Consider the following 22,813-nt stretch of genomic DNA (forward strand, 5'->3'; position numbering starts at 1 on the left):
GTTGCCCGCACGCGCGCCGCGCGGCCGCTTCTCGCAACGGAATCAACAGGAGAAATTCATGGCATCCGTGAACAAGGTCATTCTCGTCGGCAATCTCGGCGCCGATCCGGAAGTGCGCTATCTGCCGAGCGGCGATGCCGTGGCGAACATCCGTCTCGCTACGACCGACCGGTACAAGGACAAGGCCTCGGGCGAATTCAAGGAAATGACCGAGTGGCACCGCGTGTCGTTCTTCGGGCGCCTCGCCGAGATCGTCTCGGAGTACCTCAAGAAGGGCTCGTCGGTGTACATCGAGGGCCGCATCCGCACGCGCAAATGGCAGGCGCAGGACGGCACGGACCGCTATTCGACCGAAATCGTCGCGGACCAGATGCAGATGCTGGGCGGCCGCAGCGGCGGCGCCTCGATGGGCGGCGACATGGGCGACGACGGCGGCTATAGCCGCCAGCCGGCCGAACAGCCGCGCGGCGGCGGCCGCGCTTCGGGCGGCGGCGCTTCGCGCCCGAGCGGCGGCGGTGGTGGCGGCCGTCCGAGCGCGCCGGCTGGCGGCGGCTTCGACGAAATGGACGACGATATTCCGTTCTGAAGGGAAGCAGCCGGGCCAGGCCTTCCGGCAACAGACTCCCGGCCCCGGATTCGCGCTTGCAGGCACGCCTGCGCAGTGTGGAATCTGGGGCTTTTCTTTTTCATATCCATCCGCCGGGAACGGGTTTTCCGCACACCTCTTCGCAGCACACGTCGTCCCGAAATTGACATTTTGTCGTAAATAGTCAAAATGTCATTCATGACGAAATCGAAACACACAGATCCGCACGCAAGCGAAAACGCGCTCCTCCTGCGCGAGGGCCGCAAGATCGTCGAGGCGCTTGGCCAGACGCTCGCGCCGCTTGTCGAGGTCGTGCTGCATGACCTCACGAGGCCGGAGCATTCGGTCGTGGCGATCGCGAACAATCTCTCGGGCCGTCAGGTCGGCGATGCCGTCACCGAGATGGGGCTCGCGCGCATCACCAACCCCGGCTTTCCCGAGGTCGTGCCCAACTATCCGAATGCGTTTCCCGACGGCCGTCCGGTCAAGAGCACGTCGATCGGCCTGAAGAACAGCGCTGGCGAGTACGTCGCCGCGCTCTGCCTGAACATGGACGTGTCCCTGCTCGGCGCGGTCACGGCGGGTCTCGGGCAATTGATGCGCACCGACGCCGCCGCGCCCGTGCCCGAAACGCTCTGGCCGCGCACGGGCGACGACGTGCGCGCCGCGCTCGAGCGCTTCGCCGCGGCGCGCAACACCACGCCCATCGGCATGACGCTGGCGCAGCGCCGCGCAGCCGTGCGCGAACTGGCCGAAAGCGGCCTTCTCAACCTGCGCCACGCTCACGCCGAGGTGGCGCGTACACTGGGCGTCGCCCGTTCGACCGTCTACACCTATTTGCCCACGGAAGACCGATCATGAGCACCTTGCCGATTTCCTTCGAAGACGTCGCCGCCGCGCACGAGCGCATTCGCGGCATTGCGCACCGCACGCCGGTGCTGACCTCGCGCACGGCCAACGAGCGCGTCGGCGCGGAGCTCTTCTTCAAGTGCGAAAGTTTCCAGCGCATGGGCGCGTTCAAGTTTCGCGGCGCCTACAACGCCATCGCGCAGTTCACGCCCGAGCAGAAGGCGGGCGGCGTCATCACGTTCTCGTCGGGCAACCATGCGCAGGCGATCGCGCTGTCGGCGAAGCTGCTTGGCGTGAAGGCCGTGATCGTGATGCCGAACGACGCGCCCGCCATCAAGGTCGAAGCGACGCGCGGCTACGGCGGCGAAGTCATTTTTTACGACCGCTACACCGAGGACCGCGAGGCGCTCGGCAAGCGGCTCGCGGCGGAGCGCGGCCTCACGCTGATTCCGCCGTACGACCATCCGCACGTGATGGCTGGCCAGGGCACGGCCGCGAAGGAACTCTTCGAAGAGGCGGGCGCGCTCGACATGCTGTTCGTGCCGCTCGGCGGCGGCGGCCTGCTGTCGGGCTGCGCGACGGCGGCGCACGCGCTGGCGCCCGCCTGCACGGTGATCGGCGTGGAGCCCGAGGCCGGCAACGACGGCCAGCGCAGCCTGCAGAGCGGCTCGATCGTCCATATCGACACGCCGAAGACGCTCGCCGATGGCGCGCAGACGCAGCATCTCGGTCAGTACACCTTCGCAGTGATCCGCGAGCGCGTGGCCGAGATCGTCACGGTGAGCGATGCCGAACTTGTCGAGACGATGAAGTTTTTCGCGAGCCGCATGAAGATCGTCGTCGAGCCGACGGGCTGTCTCGCGGCGGCAGCGGTGTTTGCGCAGAAACTTGACGTACGCGGCAAGCGTGTGGGGATCGTCGTGTCGGGCGGTAACGTCGATCTGCTGCGCTTTGCGGAGCTGGTCGGCGCACCGGCATAAGCCAAGATCGTTGCACTCATCGATCCGTTGTCTCCTCGTGTCTTTTAAGACTTGTCCTATCCGATGACGGACAGGCGCTCACGATAATTCCAGACTCAGTGAGTGAATTGTCGTACGTCGTCACGCGAGCAGCGCGATTCCTGCCGGCCGGGGCGGCGCGTGAAGCGGAGACGGAACGATGAAGCTCGGTATGCGGTTGGCGGTGGAAGGCGCCGGGACGGCGTGGCTCGTATTCGCGGGCTGCTCGAGTGTGGCGCTCAATGCCAGTATGCCTGCTCAGGGCTGGAGCATATTCGAGATGGCGGCGTCATTCGGGCTGGCGCTTGCGGTTGCCAGTTTCGCCGCAGGCCATGGGGCCGGTGCCCATTTCAATCCCGCTGTCACTGTAGGCTACACCGTCGCGCGGCGTTTTCCCGTGCGCGACCTGGCGCCCTACATCGCGGCACAGACAGCCGGTGCGATCGCCGGCGCGGCTTTGCTCGCATGGGTCGCCGGCGGGCGGCCGGGGTTTGCGCTTTCCGTTTCGGAGTTCGGCGCCAACGGCTACGACGAACATTCGCCCTGCGACTACGCGTTCGGCGCGGTGCTCATGGTGGAGTGCGTTCTGACGTTCATGTTCGTCTCGATGCACCTGCTCATGTCGGCTTCGCCCGAGCGGCGCAGATCGGCGCCCGTGGCGCTGGGTATCGCGCTCACGGTGATCTATCTCATCGGCATTCCCGTCAGCAACGGCGGCATCAATCCGGCGCGCTCGAGCGGCCCGGCGTTGTTCGTCGGCGACTGGGCGCTCGACCAGCTCTGGCTCTTCTGGGCCGCGCCGATGGCGGGAGCGATCGGCGCGGGGCTGTGCCATCGTTACGCGCGGATACGGCGTGCGGCGGCGCGGCAACCCGGTGACGCAGAAGCCTGACCCACACCGCGCAGATGAAAGCGCTCGCGCGCATGTCCGGCTACGCTCTGGCGGCTGTGTACTCGCGTCGCGCGTTCCTGGTCTTCGCTGCGCTGATGCTCGCGGTGGCGCTCGCGCCTGGCGCCGCGCGGGCGGGTGCTTCGGCCGGCGAGGCGAGTGCGCCGCCTGCCGTCTCCATGGCGGGCGAGACGCCGTCATTTCCCTCGAAGCTGATCGTCGGCGTCGTTGCCGGCGGCTGGCCGCCGCTCGACGTGCTCGACGGCGGCACGCTCACCGGCTTCAGCGCCGACTATCTGCGTCTTGCCGTCGGCGCCCGCGTGACGCTCGAACCGCGTATTTATCACGACATGCCTGCCTTGCTTGCCGGGGCCTGCGCCGGCGAGGTCGACGTGATCATGAGTCTTGCGCGCTCGCCGCTGCGAGAGCGGTGTCTCGCGTTCACGGCGCCGTATCTGAGCGGCTCGACCGTCTTCGTCACGCATGAGGGCAACGAGGGGGTTGTCACGGCGGCGCGGCAACTCGGTCACGCGCGTCTCGCGGTCGAGCGAGGGTATGCGCTGGAGCCGGTCCTGCGCGAACGTTTTCCGCTCGCCGACATTCGTTCCTATGGCAGCACGGATGAGGCGCTGCGGGCCGTCGCCACAGGCACGGCGGACGTCTATGCGGGCTTCGCTCCGGTCGTGCGCTACCGGCTTTCACTCGACGCTTTCCGGATGCTGCGCATTGCCTGCACGGAGCGCCTGCGTCTGCGCGATCTGCGCTTCGCCGTACCCGCTTCGAAGGGCGCTCTGCGCGACCGGCTGAACATGGCGCTGGCCAGCGTGCGTCCCGCCGCCGCGAGCGGCGTACGCGCGCGCTGGCTCGACGGCGCGGCCGGACCGATGCCCGCAGCGCCCACGTTCACGCTTACCCGTGCCGAGCGCGCGTGGCTGCGCGCGCTGCCGCCGTTGAAAGTCGGTGTCGACGCCGACTGGCCGCCGTTCAGCTTCATCGGCGGCGCGCAGCGCCCGGAAGGCATTGCGAATGACTATCTCGACTACCTGCGCAGCACGCTCGGCGTGGTGTTCGAGCGCGTGCCGGTCTCCATCTGGGTGCGCGCCGCCGAGCCGTTTCGCCACGGCGACCTCGCGTTGCTCGCGACTTCCTTGCATGACGAAGTCGCCGGCGCAAACGCGGTGTCGACGCAACCGCTGGAGCGTTATCCGCTCGTGCTCGTGGGCCGTCGCGACGAGCCGATGGCACGCGGTGTAGACGACTTCTCGGGGCGTCGCATCGTGTTCGCGCCGCACACCCCCGGTCTCGCCCAACTCGCCGCCGACCCGCCCGCCGTGAGCACCCTGCGCGCGGCAAGCGTCGAAGCCGCGCTCTGGATGGTGGCTCACGACCAGGCGGACGTGGCGATCGGCAATGCGGCGGCGCTCGACGTGCCGCTCAGCCGTCAGTACGCCGGATCGCTCAAGGTGCTCGGCACGCTCGCCGTCGACGATGCTGTGGGCTTCGCCGTGCGCCGCGACCTGGCGCCGCTCGCGGCGCTCATCGACCGCTCGCTCGCGGCGATGCCGCCTGACGAGCGCCAGCAGATCCGCAACCGCTGGACGACGGGCGCCGCGGGCCATACCCAGCGCTGGAGCGTCAACGCGCTGCGGCTGTTGCCATTCGTGATCGCCTTCGGGGTGGTGCTGCTGGTCACGCTGCGCGCCTACGTTCTGCTTCAGCGCGAGGTGCGCCGCCGCCGCCGCGTCGAGCAAACCATCGCGCGCGCACGCGATCTCGCCGAGGCGGGATCGCGCGCGAAGGACGATTTCCTCGCGATGATGAGCCACGAGATCCGCACGCCGATGAACGGCGTGCTTGGCCTCGTGGAGGTGCTCGAGCGCACGCCGCTCGACGCCGACCAGACTCGGATGATCGACATGGTGCATGAGTCGGCAGGGGCGCTGCTTCAGATACTCGACGATCTGCTCGATTATTCGAAGATCCAGGCTGGGCGGCTCGTTATCGTCAGCGAGCCGTTCGAGGTGCGCGCGCTCGTCGACAACGCGGTCGGCCTGCTGGCGCAGCGTGCGCACGAGAAGGGCCTGACGATGCGCGTGGACGTCGGCTCCGAGGTGGCCGCGAGGCTGCGCGGCGACAGCGTGAGGTTGCGCCAGATCCTCTTTAACCTGCTGAGCAATGCGATCAAGTTCACGCCGGCGGGCGAGGTGAGCGTGAGCGTATCGGCCGTGCAGCCCGTCGGCGCGGCGGCCTCGTCGCCGGCATGCCAGCGTCTGGTGATGGTGGTTGCTGATACGGGCATCGGCATTGCTCAGGATGCCCAGGCGAAATTGTTCGAGCCGTTCACGCAGGCGGAGTCGTCGACGACGCGCCGCTTCGGCGGTACGGGGCTCGGTCTGACCATCTGCCGCCGGCTGGCGGCGCTCATGGGCGGCGCGCTCGATCTGGAAAGCGAACCGGGGCGCGGGACGGCACTCACGCTGCAGATCGAGCTGCCGATCGAAGCACGGTCGGCGCATGCGAACGGACTGCTCGGCAAGCGCGCGCTGGTCCTTTGCGACGATGCGCGCGTGGCGGTTGCGCTGACTCACTTCGGCACGTCGCTAGGCATGCGCATGACGTGCCTGCCAGGCGACGTGCGCGGCGAATTTCCGGCACGGAGCCTGGCTTCGTTCGTGGACTCGATCGATCTGGTTCTTGCCTCCGACTCGTACGTATCCGATTTGCCCAGGCTTGGCGCGCCCGTCATCCGCCTGACCGGCAAGCCGAAGCCCACTGGCTACCGTATCGCGGAGAACGGCGTGCGCGTGAGCGTGAACCCGCTCTCGTGGCGCGGGCTGAGCGCTGCCTGCGCGGTGGCGCTGGCGGGACTGCCGGCTGTCCCTGCGCATCCTGCGAGCGGCGCCGAAGCGGCCCTCGCCGCGCCCGAGCGCGAAAGGGAGCATGCGGCGGGCCGACTGATACTCGTTGCGGAAGATCATCCCGTGAATCAGGAGTTGATTCGCCATCAACTGGCGCTGCTCGGCTTTGCCTGCGATGTCGTCAACGACGGCGCCGAGGCGCTCGCGGCGATGAAGGAGAACCGCTATGGCTGCCTGATTACCGATTGCCATATGCCGAATGTATCTGGCTACGATCTGGCGCGGCGGGTACGGGAGATCGAGCGCGAGCGGAGCGACGGCCACCGTCTGCCGATTCTTGCCATCACGGCGAACACGGCGCCGGAAAACCTCCAGTTGTGCCACGCCGCGGGCATGGACGACTGCCTTGTCAAGCCGACGCGGTTGGAGACGCTGCGCGAGCGCCTTGCAGGCTGGTTCGGCGCCGGGGGGGCGCACCGCCTGCTGGACGAAAGCGCCGCGGTCACGCCGCGCGCCAACCCGGCGGCCGTTGCGTCTGCCGGCACGCGCGATTCCGGACCGCTCGATCTGACGCGCATGATTCAGGTATGGGGCAGCGAGGCGACCGTCAAGGCGCTGCTGGGGTCGTTCGTTTCGGCAGTGCGCGACGATCTGGACGCGCTGTCGCCGCTGCTCGAACAGGTTGAAATTGCGCGCATGCGCGAATGGCATCATCGCCTTGCCGGTGCGGTGGGCGTGCTTCACTATCCGGCGCTGCTCGCGCTCCTCGAGACCTACCGTCGCCACATGGATACCCACAGGCCGGCGCAACTGCGCGAAGAGGGACTCGCGCTGGTTCGCACCTGCCGCGCCATGCTGGACGATATCGAGAAGCAAGCCGCTTTGCTGACCTGAACGGCCGGTTTGCCGGGGATGGCCGTCGGCGGCGACGAAGAGCGACGCCAAGGGGCAAAAAAAACGCGGCCGAAGCCGCGTTCAAAGTTGGAGACCCTTCGGTGAAGAGTCACTTCTCGCAATGGTTAGCGTAGTCACTATCCCGAAAAAGATCGAGGCAAAAACGATCAATTGATTGTTACGGGAAATGCCGGGAATCTTGGGCGGCGGGCGCGGCCGAGGCGGGCTGGCCGCGGAACCAGTCGACGGTGAAGTCGACGAACGAGCGTGTCTTTGCCGGGACATGACGGCGGCCGGGGTAGACGAGCGAGAGTTCCTTGTCGGCATCGCGAATTTCGTAACCGGCAAAGACGCGCACCACGGCGCCGCTCGCGAGGTCGGCTTCCACCTGATCCGAGGAAAGGATGGCAATGCCCATGCCCGCCAGTACGGCATGGCGTTGCATGACTGCGTCGTTGACCGCGTAGGTGGGCTCGACCTGGATCACTTCGCAGGTGCCCTCCGGCGTTTCGAACTGCCAATCGTTGCCGTGGATGTCCGCGGAGGGCGCAAGCAGCGTGTGCTGCGCGAGTTCGGCTGGGCACCGCGGGACACCGCGCCGCGCGAGATAGGCGGGCGCGGCCACCGCGATCGGCGCGATCGTCACGAGCGGACGCCGGATCAGCGTACCGCCGCTCACCTGGCGCGGCACGACGATGCCGGCGTCGAATCCCTCCTCGATCAGATCGACGGGCCGGTGCAACAGCGTGAGGCTCACGCGCACCTTCGGGTGGGTTTCGAGAAAGCGCTGCAGGAGCGGCGTGAGGCGATTCAGCGAGAACGATGCGTGCGCCACGATGCGCAAGGTCCCGGACGGTACGGATACGCCGTGCGCAATTTGCGCTTCGACGCGCTCCAGGTCGTCGATCACCTGCCTGCAAGCTTCCGCATACGCCACACCCGCCTCCGTCAGCGACACGCTGCGCGTGTTGCGATTGACAAGACGCGTGTCCAGATGGGTTTCGAGCAGCGCGACATAGCGCGTGACCACCGCGTTCGAGAGATTGAGGCCGGCGGCGGCGCGGCCAAACGAGCCGCATTCGGCGACGCTCAAGAACACGCGCATCGCCTGGAGTTGATTCATCGACTTGGGCCGGAGCGACATCGAATGGAGAACTCTGATGCGCGCGGCGCCAGGCTGCGCGCGGAGAGGCAAGGGTGCGAAGAGATTGCGCAAGACGCCTGCGCTATTCGAGCCAGATAGTACCGACAGGCGATGTGGCCGAGGAATGGGACTCGTCTGAATCGGCGGCTCGTTCCGAAACAGTCGTGTTGGCTTGAGGCAACGCTTTAATGGGATACGGCAGCGCGTTGCTCCGATGGATAAAAACGAGATAGCCCGGGAGCGTTATGCGCCAAGCGAGTCACGGATTGGCTGCAGGGCATTTGATTTATTCAAAAACGCTTTTGCCTCTATGCGCAACGCCTGGCGAGGGAGGCATCCCCCTAAACTTCGGGATGCAAATCAAGGTAGCGCCGTCCTGGCGCGGCAGGGATGAGGCAATGCCGGCACGAACGCCGGTGCCGACATCCAGTTTTGCCCAAGGGCTCAGCATTAAAGGAAGCATATGAAGAAGAAACTGGTTTTCGCGGCCGTAGCCGCAGCATTCGCGTCGGCGTCGTATGCACAAAGCAGCGTGACGCTGTACGGCATCGTCGATGCCGGCATGACCTATACGACCAACGTCAACGGTCACAACAATTTCGCGGCAACGAGCGGCAACCTTCAGGCCACCCGTTGGGGGCTGAGCGGTGCCGAAGATCTTGGCGGCGGCCTGAAGGCGGTCTTCACGCTCGAAAGCGGTTTCGACGTCATGAACGGCCAGCAGAACGGCGGGCTGTTCAATCGTCAGTCGTTCGTCGGCCTGACGCAGAAGGACTCCGGTACGCTCACGCTCGGTCGCCAGTTCGACTCGATGATCGACTACGTTGGCCCGATGACGGCCGTCGGCAGTTGGGGTGGCACCTATACGGCTCACCTGCTCGATAACGACGACTTCAACGGCACGTTCTCGCTCAACAATTCGATCAAGTACGCGAGCCCGAATCTCTCCGGCTTCCAGTTCGGCGGTCTCTATTCGTTCTCGAACCAGGCCGGCGGTTTCGCGAGCAACCGCGCGTACAGCGCCGGTATGAGCTACGAGTACGCTGGCCTGCGCCTCGGTGCGGCCTACACGCAGATCAACGGCGTGGACGGGAACGCCGGCGGCTCGGTGCAGGGCTCGCCCCTCGCCAGCACGTTCGGTGCAGCAATGGGCGGGAGCGACCTGCAACGCAATTGGGGCTTGGGTGCAAGCTATGCCTACGGTCCGATGATCGGTGGCGTCGTGTTCACGCAGTCGCGTCTCGACGGCGCGGCCGGCGGCTCGGTGCGCTTCAACAACCTCGAAGGCAATCTCCACTACAACCTGACGCCGGTCCTCGGCATCGGCGCGATGTACACGTACACGAACGCGAACGGCTCGATGCTCGACGCGAACGGCAGCAATTCGGCGCACTGGCATCAGTTCGCGCTGCAAGCCGACTACGCGCTCTCGAAACGCACCGACGTCTATCTCGAAGGCGTCGGCATGTGGGGCGCCGGCCAGAACGCGGTGGGCATCACGCAGGTTGGCTACCAGAGCGACAGCAACTTCTCGTCGAGCAAGAACCAGGGCATCGTTACCACGGGTATCCGTCATCGCTTCTAACGCGATCCGGGACACACGTCGTAGCATGGAAGAGCGCCGCTTGCGGCGCTTTTTTTCGCTCTCACGCTTTTCCTTGGCGAGGCGGCAACCGACATTGTCACAAAATTTGCTCTAGCATGTGGGGGCGCCGCTTCGGATGGTCGACGCGACGTACCATGACAACGGAGAACTCCCATGCTTGCACTTCGTCCGCTGCAGTTCGCTTTCGCCCTGTGTGTCCTTGCCTCGAGCGCTGCCTTTGCCGACACCGTCGCCCTCAAGGCCAATCTCCAGCCGTCCAGCGAAGTTCCGCCGCGCGTGAGCCACGGCCATGGCGAGCTCGACGCCACGTTCGACACGTCGTCGAAGCAACTGAAATGGACGGTGACTTACGCCGACCTGTCGGGTCCCGTGACGGCCGCTCACTTCCATGGCCCGGCGCCTGTCGGTCAGAACGCGAAGGTGCAGGTGCCGATCGCGAAGTCCGATCTGGCAAGCCCGATGAAGGGATCGGCGAATCTGGACGACAAGCAGGCTGCCGATCTCATGGCGGGCCAGTGGTACTTCAATATCCATACGGAGCAGAATCCGTCCGGGGAGATTCGCGGCCAGGTGTTGCCGTCGAATTGACCGAATCGACGGCGCGCGCCTGCATCGAGGCGGCGCTGCCCGTGGAGGCCGATTGATGAGCTGGCAGAGCAGGCTGGTGTGCTGGTACCTGCGGCGCCACTTCCTGCCCGCCACGCGCGAGCCGATCGACGTCGCTCGCGTGCGAGCGAACACCGCGAAGCGGCTATGGTCGCCACGGCCGCCCCCCGGTTTTCAGTTGCGCGAGCAGTACGCCGCCGGCGATGCGCCTTTGCGTGGCGAGTGGCTCGTGCACGAGGCAGGCGAGCGCCGCGAGGCGCGCACGATCCTCTATCTGCATGGTGGCGGTTACTACTTCTGCTCACCGCAAACGCATCGCTCGATTACCTTCGGCCTCGCGCCGCGCGCCGAAGCCGACGTGTTCTCGCTGGACTATCGCCTCGCTCCCGAACATCCTTTTCCCGCTGCCGTCGACGATGCGCTGGCCGCTTATCGCCAGTTGCTGGCGGCGGGACGCCCGGCGGCATCGATCGTGATCGCGGGGGATTCGGCAGGCGGCGGGCTCGCGCTCGCGACGCTCATTGCGCTGCGCGATGCCGGCGATCCTTTGCCTGCCGGCGCCGTGCTCTATTCGCCGTGGACCGACCTGGCAACGACGGGTGCGTCCTTTCTCGGCAACGACGGACGCGATCCGATGTTCTGCGGCAACGTGTTCGCGCGCGTCGCGCCGCTCTATCTTGGAACGACGAGCGCGACGCATCCTTATGCGTCGCCGGTCTATGCCAACCTGCGCGGCCTGCCGCCGCTCTTCCTGCGGGTGGGCAGCACGGAAACGCTGCTCGACGATACGCTGCGCGTAGCCGACCGTGCGCGGGCCGCCGGCGTTGCAGTGGAGTGCGAGGTCGCCCGCGACCAGCCGCATGTCTGGCCTATCTACGCGCCGTTCATGCCGGAGGCGCGCCGTGCGCTCGACGACACCGCGCGCTTCGTGCGCCGCGTCACGGGCACGGATACTGCCAGCCCGCGCGGGCCTCAGTCGAGCGAGACTTCGGTCGCGTCGTAGGCAGCCTGCACGGCGGCTTCGCCATAGCGCCGTTCGAGCCGCCGGATGGCGAAGTGGCCGTGGGCGACGTGCTGGAAATGATCGATGAATACCGTGTTGACCATCGCGCCCAGCACGGCGCCAATCGCCGGAATCGACTTGGCGGCGACCTGCTCGCTGACCTGTACGGAGAAGCGCGTTGCGATGGTCTGCATGAGCTTGAGCAATGCCGTCGAGCCATGCGCGGCGAAGCCCTTCGTCGCCATCTCCGACGACGCCTTCGACACCGCCTGCGCCAGCGCGCCGCGCACGACGAAATAGCCGAAATCGGCTTCGTCGTCGGCCGCCGAACGGCCGCCCATACCGAATACCGTCAGGCATTGCAACTGCGTGTCGGGGTTGGCGAGGTCCTCGCCCTCGCTGCGCGCGATGTCGCAGATCGAGCGGAACATCAGCGTGGTCGTCACGGGCAACTCCACCGGCAGCGCGAACAGTCCGAACGCGCCGCCGGCCGCGCCGGTGGTGGCGACGGCGAACTTGTGCAGCAGGTTGCTTGGCTTCGCGGCCAGCGCGCCGGGTTCGCCGGACAGGCCATTGCCCCCTTTGCCGAGCGTCTTGAGCGCGATTTGCAGGCATTTGCGCAGCGCGGCCTGGGTCGCTTCGTTGACTTTGTCGCTGGCGAGCGTCGGCAACCGCGCGATCATCTTTTCGATCGGCGCGCCGACGATGGCCGCGAGCTTCATGCCGAGGGGCGGACTTTCGAGCTGATGTTTCGCACGGCGCAGCACCGCCAGATCGGCGTCGGACAGCGTCCCGGCGAGGCCCGCGAGGCTGGCGGTGGTATCGGACTGTGGTCCCATAAATCTCCCGGTGAGAATTGCATGGCCTTGGCGGCGTTCGCCCAGTGTAGAGGATTGCACCGTGCTATGATGGGCAATATTTGACGCGTCAACCGTTGCGGGATCAAAAAATGGCTGTTCATACCGCGGCCCACCACTCAAGCGGGCAGGTACTGCCGTTCCGGGAGTCGCTGCTCGCGATGCTCGGCGTTTCCTTCGTGACCATGCTGGTCGCGCTCGATCAGACCGTCGTCGGCACCGCATTGCCGACCATCGTCGCCGAACTGCGCGGATTCGAGCTTTACGCGTGGGTGGCCACGTCCTATCTGCTGACCTCGGTCATCACCGTCCCCATTTTCGGGCGGCTCGGCGATTATTACGGGCGCAAGCCGTTCGTGATCGCTTCCATCGTCGTTTTCACCGGCGCCTCCGTGCTTTGCGGCGCGGCCAACAGCATGTTGTTCCTCGTCCTCGCGCGCGGCCTGCAGGGCATCGGCGGCGGCATGCTGGTCGGGACCGCCTTCGCCTGCATTCCCGATCTCTTTCCCGATTCGGTCGTGAGGTTGCGCTGGCAGGTGCTCATGAGCTCCGCATTCGGCATTGCCAACGCCGTTGGCCCGTCGCTCGGCGGGTTTCTGACGCAGTACTACGGCTGGCGTTCCGTCTTTTACGTGAATCTGCCGGTGGGGCTCATTTCGCTCTTCTTCGTCTGGCGCTATCTGCCGCATCTGCGCCAGGTGGCGCACGAGGCGCGCATGCGGCTCGACTGGCCCGGCGCGCTCCTCATTGCGATCGCGCTCGGCAGCCTCCAGCTCTTCGTCGAAATGCTGCCGAAGCATGGCGTGGGGGTTTTCTCCGTGGCGCTCCTCGTCGTGGCGGTCGGGGCCGCCTGGGCACTGTGGCGCTGGGAGCTGCGCTGCCCGCAGGCCATTCTGCCCGTGGACATGTTCCGCAATCCGAGCCTCAATGCGCTCTTCACGCTGGCGGTGCTCGGCGGCTTCACGATGTTCTCGCTGCTCTTCTACGCGCCGTTGCTGTTCCAGGGCGGCTTCGGCATGTCGCCGAAGGAAGCGGGGGTCGTCATCACGCCGCTCGTCGTGTTCATCACGATCGGCAGCATCGCGAACGGGCGCATCGTGTCACGCATCCGCAATCCGAATCTCATGCTCTACATCGGCTTCGCGATGATTGCGGCGGCCTGCCTGGCCGTGGTCGTCGCCACGCGCGGCACGCCGCGCTCGCTCCTGATGACGCTCATGATCGTCGGCGGTCTCGGGCTGGGTTTCGTGATGCCCAATCTCACCGTGTTCGCGCAGCAGACGGCGGGCCGCGAACACCTGGGCATTGCCACGGCGCTGCTGCAGTCGCTGCGGATGATAGGCGGGATGATCGGCACGGCGCTGACCGGAACCCTCGTCACGCATCTCTATGCGAGCGGCGTGCGCAACGCGCTCGACGCCGATCACGCAACGTACTGGCTGCCGCAACTGGGCGATCCGCAGATCCTCATCAACCGCGACGCGCAGGCCACGCTGCTAGGCGACCTCGCGCACGCGGGGCACAACGGGGCGGCGCTGCTGGAGGCCGCCCGCGAGGCGCTGGTCGGCGCCATTCATCTGGGCATTGCCATGGCGGCGGCGATTGCGGTGGTGTCGATCTGGCAAACTCGCCGCGTGCCGCCCATCAAGCTGCACCGCAAGGTCGAACCCGTCGTCCATGCGGACTGACACGGCCTGGCTTTCATTCGAAACACGACATGGATACACACGATCGCATTGCCATCGTCCAGCAGTTCGGACGGACTTATCGCGCGTTCATGGCGGCGTTCGAGGCCCAGGTGGGCCATCCGCTGCCGCGCTGGCGCATTCTGCTGGCGCTCTACGAACAGAACGGCGAGTCGTCGCAAAAGCGTCTGGTCGAGCGCCTGCGCGTGGACCCGGGCGCGCTCACGCGGCAGTTGAAGGCGCTGGAGTCGCTGGACTGGATCGAGCGCAGCGCCGACCCGCGCGATAACCGCATCACGAACGTCAAGCTCACCGAAGCGGGCCGCACGGCCACGGAGGCGAGCCTGCCGCGCCGCAACGCGTTTCTGAACCTGACGATGTCCATGCCCGACGACGCGCTCGCCGCGCTCTCGGGCGCGCTGCGCATGATGGAGGCGCGCATCGGCGAGGCCTGCGTCGCGCAGCCGGCCGCAGCCGAAGAGAGCAGCGGCGCTTGAGCCCATGCGGGCTCGCCTGAGCTCAGAAGAACGTCTCGATCACTTCCGTCACGCGATACGACGGATCGACCAGCAGCACCTGGCGCCACTTGTCGAACGTGAGGCACGGGTGCGAGATGTCGAAGGCGATCATGTCGCCCACCTCGATATCGGCGCCGGCCGGAATCTGCAGGTAGGCGTGCTGATCCATCATCTGGAACACTTCCCAGCCCTCGCTCGCCGCGATGTCGCGCGGCGGCGCGCCCTTCGCGCGGTCGCGCGAAGGGCGGTAGTGGCGCGACGGCTCGGGAAAGCCCGCATCGAACGCCGCGTCGCGCTTGCCGAAGCCGATGATCGCGCGCCCCGGCTCCGGAATCGACTGCACGTAGGCCCAGAGCTGCAGCGCGGGCAGCAGCGCCTCGCCCATCTGGCGCGCCACCGGATTGCGCGTGAGGATCTGCGATTGCGCCTGCTTGTAGACGCCCACGTCGTGCGTCACATAGCAGCCGGGCCGCAGCACGACGTCGATCACGCCGGCCTCTGACGCCGGCGCGAATTCCTCCGCCACCACGTCGTACCAGGCCGAGCCCGCGCCCGAGAGCAGCGCGGGCGTGCGCGCGAAGCGGCCCTGCGCGGCCAGCTCTTTCGTCACGTTGATGGCGTCGCGCAGGAACGTGCGCACCTCGCTCTCTTCCTTGAGGATGCCCTCGTAAATTTCGACGCCCGCGAGCTTGAGCGAATCGGGATAGCGCCCGATCGCCTCGACCACCGCGCGGCGCGTATCGGTGTCGCGCACGCCCGTGCGGCCGCGCGGCACGCCGAGCTCCAGCAGCACCTGCAGCGTGCGGCGCGCCGAACGGAAGAATTCGCCCAGTTGCTCGACGCCCTGCACCGAATCGACGAGGCAGAAGAATTCGAAATCGGGATCGGTCAACAGTTCGGCGATCATCGTCATGTTGTGGCGGCCGACCAACTGGTTCGCCATCAGCACGCGCGAAATGCCGCCGCGATACGCGGCGCGCGTCTGGTGCGCCGTGGCGAGCGTGATGCCCCACGCGCCGGTCTCGATCTGGCGGCGAAAGAGCTGCGGCGCCATCGTCGTTTTACCGTGCGGCGCGAGCTTCACGCCGTAGCGCGTGACGAAATCCTGCATCCACTTCAGGTTGTGCTCGACGCGGTCCGCATAGAGCACCGCGGCGGGCAGGCTCACGTCCTCGTCCAGCAGATTCCATTCGAGGCGCGCGGCGTCGACGAGCTGAATGCTCGTGCCCGGCACGTTGCCGAGACCCTTGCTCTGCGGGTCGATCGTCGCGCCCTGATAGTTTGTAACTTTCATTTCCATTCGCTCCATTTCACTGCTGGCAGACGGTTGGCATTGACCTTGAGATGGTACACAAAGTACCATCTCCGCGTGAATGTTATTTATTAACAGCGTCTGTCCGATGAATTCCGCTACCGAATCCGGCCGTTTCGATATCGTGACGCGCATTGCAGGGCGCGTGCCCGAGCTGCGACCGGCCGAACGCGAAGTCGCCGCGCTCATTCTCGACGACCTGGCGAGCGCCGCGCGCGCGAGCATCGGCGAGCTCGCGCAGCGCGCTGGCGTGAGCATCGCCTCGGTCACGCGCTTTGCCAAGGCGGTAGGTTGCGCGGACGTGCGCGAGCTGAAGCTGCGGCTCGCGCAGGCCGCGGCGGTGGGCGAGCGTTTTCTGCGCGGGGCGGCCGCGGGGTACGCGGGCGCCGCCGAAGGCGCCGGCGCGAAGGGCACAGGGCGGCGCAGCAAGGGCGTAGCGCCGGAGTCGCTCGCCACGCGCGTCTACGACGAAATTCACGCGGCGCTCGCGCGCAATCACGAACTGCTGCGCGAGGCGCCGTTTGCCCAGGCGGCCGCTGCGCTGCGTGCCGCGCGCATGATCTACGTATTCGGCATGGGCGGGGGCTCGACCGCGCTCGCCGACGAAATGCGCTTTCGCCTCGTGCGTCTTGGCCGTCCCGTCGCGTCGTATCAGGACAGCCTGCTGCAGCGCATGGTGGCCAGCACGATGTCGCCCGAGTGCGCGGTCGTCGCGCTTTCCGTGACGGGGCGCGTGCCCGAACTGCTCGACAGTTGCCGCGTCGCGCGCGACTACGGCGCGACGGTGATCGCGCTCACGGCGCCCGCCTCGCCGCTCGCCGCGCTCGCCGACTGCCTCGTGCCGATCGTCGCGAGCGAGACCGATTTCATCTACAAACCGTCGTCATCGCGCTACGCGATGATGATGGCGCTCGACGTGCTCGTGACCGAACTCGCGCTCGCGCAGCCCGAGGAAACCCGCGAGCTGCTGCGCCGCATGAAGCACACGCTCGACGCGCATCGCGGCGGCGGCGAGCGCCAGCCGCTCGGTGATTGACAGACAGGACGACAGGAGAGGGAAACCGCTATGCATTCGCACCCGGAAGCCGCCGACACGCTGATCGTCGGCGCCATGCTCTACGACGGCACCGGCGCGCCGCCCGTCGAGCGCGACGTGGCGTTGCGCGAGGGCCGCATCGCGGCGATCGGCAATCTCTCGAACTGGCTGGCCGAAGAGGTGGTGGAGGCCAACGGGCGCGCGCTCGCGCCGGGCTTCATCGACGTCCATACGCACGACGACACGCACGTGATCCGCTCCCCGCAGATGCTGCCGAAGATCAGCCAGGGCGTGACGACGGTGATCGTCGGCAATTGCGGGATCAGCGCCTCGCCGGTCACGCTCAGCGGCGATCCGCCCGACCCGATGAATCTGCTGGGCGAGCGCGACGCGTTTCACTATCCCACGTTCTCCGCGTATGTCGACGCGGTCAACGCGGCGCGGCCGGCCGTGAACGTCGGCGCGCTGATCGGCCATACGGCGCTGCGCAACAATCACATGGACGACCTCAAGCGCGCCGCCACGGCGAGCGAGATCGCCGCCATGCGCGCGCAACTCGAAGACGCGCTCGCGCACGGCGCACTGGGGCTTTCGACGGGGCTTGCCTACGGCTCCGCGTACGAGGCCTCGACCGAGGAAGTGGCCACGCTGGCCGAGCCGCTCGCCGCGGCGGGCGCGCTTTACACGACGCACATGCGCACGGAGTTCGACGCGATTCTCGACGCCATGAACGAGGCGTATCACATCGGCCGCCACGCGCGCGTGCCGGTGATCATCTCGCACCTGAAGTGCGCGGGGCCGTCGAACTGGGGGCGCAGCAGCGAGGTGCTGGCGTCGCTGGAGGGCGCGCGCAAATACCAGCCGGTGGGCTGCGACTGCTATCCGTACAGCCGCAGTTCGTCCACGCTCGACCTCCGGCAGGTGACGGGCGACATCGACATCACGATCACCTGGTCCACGCCGCACCCCGAGCAGGCGGGCAAGCTCATCAAGGACATCGCCGCCGCATGGGGCGTCTCGCAGCAGGAGGCCGCGAAGCGCCTGCAGCCCGCGGGCGCGGTGTATCACAACATGTCCGAGGACGACGTGCGCCGCATCCTCTCGCACCCGGCGACGATGGTGGGGTCGGACGGCCTGCCGAACGATCCGCTGCCGCATCCCCGGCTGTGGGGGGCCTTCCCGCGCGTGCTTGGGCACTACGCGCGCGATGCTGCGCTGATTCCGCTCGAAGAAGCGGTGCGCAAGATGACGAGCCTTTCGGCGCGCCGCTTCGGGCTGGACAAGCGCGGCGAAGTCCACGTGGGCTGGCACGGCGACCTCGTGCTGTTCGATCCGGAGACGGTGCGCGATACCGCGACGTTCGAAAAGCCGCAGCAGGTGGCGCAGGGCATCAACGCGGTATGGGTGAACGGCGTGCTGTCGTATCGCGACGGCACGCCGACCGGAACGCGGGCAGGCCATTTCGTCGCGCGCGGCCCGCGCCAGACGGGCGATACGCAAGCGGCGCAAGCCGAACCCGCGGCATTCTGAGTCACGAATTTCGACCCCGGCGCGGCGCGGCGCGGGTGCGGCGTGCCGAACGATCTACAAGGAGCAAACGATGAAACGAATTGGAGCGGAAGGCGGCAAGGGCCAGGGCGGCCAGCATTTGCCGTTCGCGCGTGCCGTGGAAGCCGACGGCTGGCTGTACGTGTCCGGCCAGACGCCGATGGAAGGCGGCGAGGTGATCAACGGCGGCATTGTCGAGCAATCGCACAAGGCCATCCAGAATCTGTTCGCCATCCTGAAGGAAGCGGGCTACGGCGCGGAGCACGTGGTGCGTTGCGGCGTCTGGCTCGACGACGCGCGCGATTTCCAGTCGTTCAACAAGGTCTTTCGCGAATATTTCGGCGAGCATCCGCCGGCGCGCGCCTGCGTGCAGTCGAGCATGGTGGTGGACTGCAAGGTCGAGATCGACTGCGTGGCGTACAAGGCTCCGGCCGGCAAGTGAGCCGCAGGCCCCGCACCGGGGCTCGCAAGACGGCATGCCTGAAGGCGGCCCTCGGACAACGAGGGCCGCTTTTTTTTCGCCCGTTCCGGCACGCAGGACCCGTTTTCGGATTGATTCCCAATATATGAGCAGTACATTCACATATTGGAGATCGGGAAAAAACAGACCTACAATCCAGACCAACCGGCAGGCAGCGCCGCAAACGGCGCCGCCGCCCGGAACCCAGACCAGAATGAGCGGGCCGCGAGCGGCAAGCCATACAAGATTCGGAGACATCGTCATGATCGTGCAAGCGTTGGGCGCTCTGCCGCTCACGTCCTACCGGGGCGCCTTCCCGCGCCGCTGCCTCCCGTCTCGCGGGCGCCGCGGCGCCTGAAGCCGCGTCGCATACCGTTCCGGATCCGCTCCCACCGCTCATTCGTCGCCCCGCCATGACCAAAGCGATGTCCTCCCTTGCCGCGCGTCTGCCCGATGACGCGGACGAAGTCGCCGACAGCAAGCCCGCCGCCCGGAAGATCCGCGTTGGCTCCGACGAGATCGGCCTGCCCGCCACGCTGCTCGACGGCGCCTCGCAGGCCGGCACGCAGACGCTGCTGCGCGGCCTCGCGATCCTCGAAGCCGCCGCGGCCGGCGTGCGCGACCTGCGCTCGTTCGGCGCGGTGCTGGGCACGACGCGCAGCACGACGCATCGCCTCGTTTCCAGCCTCGTTCAGGCGCGCTATCTGCGCCAGGTGCAGGGCGGCTACCTGCTCGGTCCGAAGCTGATCGAACTGGGCACCATCGCGCTCGAGCAGATGCCGCTCACGGCGGTCGCGCGCACGCATCTGGAATCGCTGGCCGGCGAGACGCTCGACACGATCCACCTTGGCGTGCGCGACGGCGACGACGTGCTCTACATCGACAAGATTCCCGGGCAGCGCGGCCTCGAAATGCGCTCGCGCGTGGGCCACCGCATGCCGCTCGCCTCCACGGGCATTGGCAAGGCGATGATGCTCGACCTCGATCCCACGTCGTGGCGCTCGCTGTTCGACGCGTCGCGCCGCACGCTCGCCGGCGTGAGCTTCCGTCCCGACCATAGTCTCGATCCGGATACTTTCCTCAGGCGCATGACGAGCTATGCGGCAGGCGGCTACACATTCGATCTCGAGGAGAACGAAATTTCCATCCGCTGCGTTGCGGCGCCGGTGCGCGACGCGTCGGGCGCGATCGTGGCCGCGCTTTCGGTGGCGAGCACGATTCCGTACATGCCGCTCGAACGCATGGACGAACTGATTCCCGTCGTGCAGCGCGAGGCTCGCGCGATTTCCCAGGAACTCGGCTGGCGCGCGCCGCAGCCGGCCACGCGCAGGATTCGCCGATGAAAGCACGCGAAAAAGATGCAACGGGAGGCGCGATGGGGGAAGCAACGGTGGAGCAGGGCGTGCAGGAAACCGGACTCGCCGCGCGTGCGGCGTTGATCGGGCTCGACTGGGGCACGACCTCGCTGCGTGCCTATCTGTTCGACGCGAACGGCGAGGTGCTCGCGACACGCGTTTCGACGGCCGGCATCATGAATCTGCCGGTGCCGGCCGAGGAGGGCGGGTTCGACGAAGCCTTCGACGAAGCCTGCGGCGTATGGCTTGCCGAGGCGCCCGCGCTGCCGGTGATCGCGGCGGGCATGGTGGGCAGCGCGCAGGGCTGGGTGCAGGCGCCCTACGTCGAGACACTGGCCAGCGCCGATGCGCTCGTGGCGGGTGTGGTCAGCATTCGCACGGCGCGCGGCACTTTGCTGACCGTCGTGCCGGGCGTGCTGGAGCAAGGCGCGCTGCCGAACGTCATGCGCGGCGAAGAAACCCAGGTGTTTGGCGCCTTGTCCGATCCGGCGGCGACCGATGCGGGGCAGGCTGCGCTGATCGGACTGCCCGGCACGCACGCGAAGTGGGTGGTGGTCGAAGGCGGGCGCATTGCGCGCTTTTACACCTTCATGACCGGCGAGGTTTACGCGGCGCTCACGGCACACACGATACTGGGCCGCACGATGAAGCGGCCCGCGGAGCCGGACACGCCGGCGTTCCTGCGCGGCGTCACCGTGGCGCGCGAGCACGGCTGCGCCGGGTTGCTCGCGACGGCGTTCAGCTCGCGCACGCTCGGCCTCACGGGGCAGCTCTCGGCCGACGAGCAGCCCGACTACCTCTCGGGCGTGGTGATCGGTCATGAACTGCTGGGCCTGGAGGCCTCGCTGGCGCGCCGCGACGTGCCGCTTTCGGCCTGTGCGCCACAGTTGATCGGCGCCGATGCGTTGTGCGAACGATATAAGCTCGCACTCGAACAGTTCGGCTGCACGCGCGCTCGTCTCGTGTTGCGGGCCACCGAGCGCGGACTGTGGCACGTCGCCGTGAAGGCCGGCCTGGTCGCGGAATCGGCGCAACCGGCACACTCGGTGCAATCGGCGCAGCCCGCACCGCGCTGAGCGCAAGCCGCGTGGTATGAGCCCAGACAGCGAACCTTGGAACACGATATGGAATCCGAACTGAATCTGCCTGCTCCCTATACGCCTCATGCCGGTTTCGTGACGGCGTTCGGCGCGTGCCGGATGGTGGCGATCGTGCGCGGCATCACGCCCGCCGAAGCCGCCGACCACGGCCGCGCGCTTTACGAGGCCGGCTTCCGGCTTATCGAAGTGCCGCTGAATTCGCCGAGCCCGCTCGACAGCATCGCGGCGCTGCGCGCGGCGCTTCCCGCGGACGCGATGATCGGCGCCGGCACGGTGCTCACCACCGAACGCGTGCGCGACGTGAAGGCAGCGGGCGGCGAGCTGATCGTGATGCCGCACGCCGACGTCGACGTCGTGCTCGCGGCGAAGCTGCAGGGCATGGCGTGCGTGCCCGGTGTCGCGACGCCGACCGAGGCGTTCGCCGCGCTGAAGCACGGCGCGGACGCGCTGAAGATGTTCCCGGCCGAGCAGCTCGGACCGGCGGTGACGAAAGCGTGGCGCGCGGTGATTCCGACTGTCGTGCCGCTGCTGCCGGTGGGTGGCGTGAAGCCGGACAACATGGGGCCGCAGCTTGCAGCGGGCGCGAGCGGCTTCGGGCTGGGTTCCGCGCTGTACAAGCCGGGTCAGGATGCAGCCACGACGCGCGCGAACGCCGAGGCCTTCGTAGCGGGCTGGCACGCAACGCAGGAAGCGGCCGCTCGCGCGAGCCGCGGAGCGCCGGCGTGAACCGGCTGGCTGGCAAGGTCGCGCTCGTGACCGGCGCCGGGCGCGGTATCGGCGCCGCAATTGCGCGTGCGTTCGCGGCCGAAGGCGCGGCCGTCGTGCTCGCGGAGCTCGACGGCGAAACCGCGCAAGCCACGGCGCGCGAGATCGCCGCGCAACAGGACACCGCGAAGGTGCTGGCCGTGCAGACCGACGTCACCCAAGCCGGCTCGGTGCGCGCGGCAGTGGACGCGGCCGTGCGGGCGTTCGGCCCCGTGGACGTGCTGGTGAACAACGCCGGCATCAACGTATTCGCCGACCCGCTCGCCATGACCGACGACGACTGGCGGCGCTGCTTCGCGGTGGATCTGGACGGCGTCTGGAACGGCTGCCGCGCCGTGCTGCCGGGCATGGTCGAACGCGGCGCCGGCAGCATCGTGAACATCGCGTCGACGCACGCGTTCCAGATCATTCCGGGCTGCTTCCCGTACCCGGTGGCGAAACATGGCGTGCTGGGCCTCACGCGCGCGCTCGGCATCGAATACGCCCCGAAGAACGTGCGCGTGAATGCGATTGCGCCGGGCTACATCGAGACGCAGCTCACGCGCGACTGGTGGGACTCGCAAGCCGACCCGAAGGCCGCGCGCGAAACCACGCTCGCGTTGCCGCCGATGAAGCGTATCGGCCGCCCGGAGGAAGTGGCGATGACGGCGGTGTTTCTCGCCTCGGACGAGGCGCCGTTCATCAACGCGACCTGCATCACGATCGACGGCGGGCGCACCGCGCTTTATCACGATTGAAGCAGAC

The 22,813-nt window shown here is 67.3% G+C and carries 20 protein-coding genes; 17 read left to right on the top strand and 3 right to left on the bottom strand.

Going from position 1 to position 22,813, the window contains the following annotated elements:
- Nucleotides 1–58 precede the first annotated feature (58 nt).
- The 5 genes from V8683_RS04935 (at nucleotide 59) to V8683_RS04955 (ending at nucleotide 7,074) form a co-directional block, all read left to right on the top strand.
- Nucleotides 59–586, top strand: coding sequence for a single-stranded DNA-binding protein (locus tag V8683_RS04935; RefSeq protein WP_411187178.1), 528 nt, complete (start codon nucleotides 59–61; stop codon nucleotides 584–586).
- A gap of 198 nt (nucleotides 587–784) precedes the next feature.
- A complete protein-coding gene (locus V8683_RS04940) occupies nucleotides 785–1,447 on the top strand; it encodes a helix-turn-helix transcriptional regulator (RefSeq protein WP_411187176.1) in 663 nt (220 codons plus the stop codon).
- Nucleotides 1,444–2,415 (top strand): threo-3-hydroxy-L-aspartate ammonia-lyase, encoded by a 972-nt coding sequence (locus tag V8683_RS04945; RefSeq protein ID WP_411187174.1) that lies wholly within the window; start codon nucleotides 1,444–1,446, stop codon nucleotides 2,413–2,415. The genes V8683_RS04940 and V8683_RS04945 overlap by 4 nt, the downstream gene beginning before the upstream one ends.
- A 178-nt stretch (nucleotides 2,416–2,593) precedes the next feature.
- A complete protein-coding gene (locus V8683_RS04950; RefSeq protein ID WP_411187172.1) occupies nucleotides 2,594–3,325 on the top strand; it encodes an aquaporin in 732 nt (243 codons plus the stop codon).
- Nucleotides 3,326–3,357: 32 nt separating this feature from the next.
- Entirely contained in the window at nucleotides 3,358–7,074 is a 3,717-nt protein-coding gene (locus V8683_RS04955) for an ATP-binding protein (RefSeq protein ID WP_411187170.1), read from the top strand.
- A 178-nt stretch (nucleotides 7,075–7,252) separates the two neighbouring features.
- Here the strand turns inward: V8683_RS04955 and V8683_RS04960 are convergent, their stop codons facing one another.
- Entirely contained in the window at nucleotides 7,253–8,197 is a 945-nt protein-coding gene (locus V8683_RS04960) for a LysR family transcriptional regulator (RefSeq protein ID WP_411187168.1), read from the bottom strand.
- A 484-nt stretch (nucleotides 8,198–8,681) separates the two neighbouring features.
- On the opposite strand from V8683_RS04960, the gene V8683_RS04965 reads away from it, so the two are divergent.
- The 3 genes from V8683_RS04965 to V8683_RS04975 all read left to right on the top strand — a co-directional run bounded on the left by V8683_RS04965 (nucleotide 8,682) and on the right by V8683_RS04975 (nucleotide 11,433).
- The gene (locus tag V8683_RS04965) at nucleotides 8,682–9,803 is read left to right on the top strand and encodes a porin (RefSeq protein ID WP_411187166.1); all 1,122 of its coding nucleotides are present in this window, start codon (nucleotides 8,682–8,684) and stop codon (nucleotides 9,801–9,803) included.
- A 174-nt stretch (nucleotides 9,804–9,977) separates the two neighbouring features.
- Entirely contained in the window at nucleotides 9,978–10,412 is a 435-nt protein-coding gene (locus V8683_RS04970; protein ID WP_411187164.1) for a CHRD domain-containing protein, read from the top strand.
- Between the two features lie 55 nt (nucleotides 10,413–10,467).
- The gene (locus tag V8683_RS04975) at nucleotides 10,468–11,433 is read left to right on the top strand and encodes an alpha/beta hydrolase (protein WP_411187162.1); all 966 of its coding nucleotides are present in this window, start codon (nucleotides 10,468–10,470) and stop codon (nucleotides 11,431–11,433) included.
- Here the strand turns inward: V8683_RS04975 and V8683_RS04980 are convergent.
- Nucleotides 11,403–12,272, bottom strand: a complete 870-nt coding sequence (locus V8683_RS04980) for an EcsC family protein (RefSeq protein WP_411187160.1) — start codon at nucleotides 12,270–12,272, stop codon at nucleotides 11,403–11,405. The genes V8683_RS04975 and V8683_RS04980 overlap by 31 nt on opposite strands.
- A 110-nt stretch (nucleotides 12,273–12,382) precedes the next feature.
- Here V8683_RS04980 and V8683_RS04985 point away from each other — a divergent pair, with 110 nt between their 5' ends.
- Nucleotides 12,383–13,978: an MDR family MFS transporter gene (locus tag V8683_RS04985; protein ID WP_411187158.1), complete on the top strand. Its 1,596-nt coding sequence runs from the start codon at nucleotides 12,383–12,385 to the stop codon at nucleotides 13,976–13,978.
- A gap of 29 nt (nucleotides 13,979–14,007) precedes the next feature.
- A complete protein-coding gene (locus V8683_RS04990) occupies nucleotides 14,008–14,472 on the top strand; it encodes a MarR family winged helix-turn-helix transcriptional regulator (RefSeq protein ID WP_411187156.1) in 465 nt (154 codons plus the stop codon).
- Between the two features lie 22 nt (nucleotides 14,473–14,494).
- On the opposite strand, the gene V8683_RS04995 is transcribed toward V8683_RS04990, so the two are convergent.
- Entirely contained in the window at nucleotides 14,495–15,787 is a 1,293-nt protein-coding gene (locus V8683_RS04995; protein WP_411187154.1) for an amino acid deaminase, read from the bottom strand.
- 106 nt (nucleotides 15,788–15,893) lie between these two features.
- Here V8683_RS04995 and V8683_RS05000 point away from each other — a divergent pair, with 106 nt between their 5' ends.
- The 7 genes from V8683_RS05000 to V8683_RS05030 all read left to right on the top strand — a co-directional run bounded on the left by V8683_RS05000 (nucleotide 15,894) and on the right by V8683_RS05030 (nucleotide 22,806).
- Nucleotides 15,894–16,841, top strand: coding sequence for a MurR/RpiR family transcriptional regulator (locus V8683_RS05000; RefSeq protein ID WP_411187152.1), 948 nt, complete (start codon nucleotides 15,894–15,896; stop codon nucleotides 16,839–16,841).
- 30 nt (nucleotides 16,842–16,871) lie between these two features.
- Complete coding sequence (locus V8683_RS05005) at nucleotides 16,872–18,371, top strand: N-acyl-D-amino-acid deacylase family protein (RefSeq protein ID WP_411187150.1); 1,500 nt, start codon at nucleotides 16,872–16,874, stop codon at nucleotides 18,369–18,371.
- A gap of 70 nt (nucleotides 18,372–18,441) precedes the next feature.
- Nucleotides 18,442–18,831 (top strand): RidA family protein, encoded by a 390-nt coding sequence (locus V8683_RS05010; RefSeq protein ID WP_233862175.1) that lies wholly within the window; start codon nucleotides 18,442–18,444, stop codon nucleotides 18,829–18,831.
- A gap of 431 nt (nucleotides 18,832–19,262) precedes the next feature.
- Nucleotides 19,263–20,192 carry an IclR family transcriptional regulator gene (locus V8683_RS05015; protein WP_411187148.1) on the top strand — a complete coding sequence of 310 codons (930 nt, stop codon included), beginning with the start codon at nucleotides 19,263–19,265 and terminating at the stop codon, nucleotides 20,190–20,192.
- A 32-nt stretch (nucleotides 20,193–20,224) separates the two neighbouring features.
- Entirely contained in the window at nucleotides 20,225–21,280 is a 1,056-nt protein-coding gene (locus V8683_RS05020) for a 2-dehydro-3-deoxygalactonokinase (RefSeq protein ID WP_411190448.1), read from the top strand.
- A gap of 48 nt (nucleotides 21,281–21,328) precedes the next feature.
- Nucleotides 21,329–22,030 carry a 2-dehydro-3-deoxy-6-phosphogalactonate aldolase gene (locus V8683_RS05025; protein WP_411187146.1) on the top strand — a complete coding sequence of 234 codons (702 nt, stop codon included), beginning with the start codon at nucleotides 21,329–21,331 and terminating at the stop codon, nucleotides 22,028–22,030.
- Entirely contained in the window at nucleotides 22,027–22,806 is a 780-nt protein-coding gene (locus V8683_RS05030; RefSeq protein ID WP_411187144.1) for an SDR family oxidoreductase, read from the top strand. The genes V8683_RS05025 and V8683_RS05030 overlap by 4 nt, the downstream gene beginning before the upstream one ends.
- The last annotated feature ends 7 nt before the right edge of the window (nucleotides 22,807–22,813 follow it).

The organism is Paraburkholderia sp. AV2, from assembly GCF_054968425.1.

Excerpts from the sequence above, each read along its gene's own strand:
- V8683_RS04990 (WP_411187156.1), top strand. The coding sequence starts at position 14,008 with ATGGATACACACGATCGCATTGCCATCGTCCAGCAGTTCGGACGGACT.
- V8683_RS04935 (WP_411187178.1), top strand. The coding sequence starts at position 59 with ATGGCATCCGTGAACAAGGTCATTCTCGTCGGCAATCTCGGCGCCGAT.
- V8683_RS05020 (WP_411190448.1), top strand. The coding sequence starts at position 20,225 with ATGGGGGAAGCAACGGTGGAGCAGGGCGTGCAGGAAACCGGACTCGCC.
- V8683_RS05025 (WP_411187146.1), top strand. The coding sequence starts at position 21,329 with ATGGAATCCGAACTGAATCTGCCTGCTCCCTATACGCCTCATGCCGGT.
- V8683_RS04940 (WP_411187176.1), top strand. The coding sequence starts at position 785 with ATGACGAAATCGAAACACACAGATCCGCACGCAAGCGAAAACGCGCTC.
- V8683_RS05005 (WP_411187150.1), top strand. The coding sequence starts at position 16,872 with ATGCATTCGCACCCGGAAGCCGCCGACACGCTGATCGTCGGCGCCATG.
- V8683_RS04950 (WP_411187172.1), top strand. The coding sequence starts at position 2,594 with ATGAAGCTCGGTATGCGGTTGGCGGTGGAAGGCGCCGGGACGGCGTGG.
- V8683_RS04945 (WP_411187174.1), top strand. The coding sequence starts at position 1,444 with ATGAGCACCTTGCCGATTTCCTTCGAAGACGTCGCCGCCGCGCACGAG.
- V8683_RS05000 (WP_411187152.1), top strand. The coding sequence starts at position 15,894 with ATGAATTCCGCTACCGAATCCGGCCGTTTCGATATCGTGACGCGCATT.
- V8683_RS04975 (WP_411187162.1), top strand. The coding sequence starts at position 10,468 with ATGAGCTGGCAGAGCAGGCTGGTGTGCTGGTACCTGCGGCGCCACTTC.
- V8683_RS04965 (WP_411187166.1), top strand. The coding sequence starts at position 8,682 with ATGAAGAAGAAACTGGTTTTCGCGGCCGTAGCCGCAGCATTCGCGTCG.
- V8683_RS04980 (WP_411187160.1), bottom strand. The coding sequence starts at position 12,272 with ATGGGACCACAGTCCGATACCACCGCCAGCCTCGCGGGCCTCGCCGGG.
- V8683_RS04970 (WP_411187164.1), top strand. The coding sequence starts at position 9,978 with ATGCTTGCACTTCGTCCGCTGCAGTTCGCTTTCGCCCTGTGTGTCCTT.
- V8683_RS05010 (WP_233862175.1), top strand. The coding sequence starts at position 18,442 with ATGAAACGAATTGGAGCGGAAGGCGGCAAGGGCCAGGGCGGCCAGCAT.
- V8683_RS04995 (WP_411187154.1), bottom strand. The coding sequence starts at position 15,787 with ATGAAAGTTACAAACTATCAGGGCGCGACGATCGACCCGCAGAGCAAG.
- V8683_RS05015 (WP_411187148.1), top strand. The coding sequence starts at position 19,263 with ATGACCAAAGCGATGTCCTCCCTTGCCGCGCGTCTGCCCGATGACGCG.
- V8683_RS04955 (WP_411187170.1), top strand. The coding sequence starts at position 3,358 with ATGTCCGGCTACGCTCTGGCGGCTGTGTACTCGCGTCGCGCGTTCCTG.
- V8683_RS04985 (WP_411187158.1), top strand. The coding sequence starts at position 12,383 with ATGGCTGTTCATACCGCGGCCCACCACTCAAGCGGGCAGGTACTGCCG.
- V8683_RS04960 (WP_411187168.1), bottom strand. The coding sequence starts at position 8,197 with ATGAATCAACTCCAGGCGATGCGCGTGTTCTTGAGCGTCGCCGAATGC.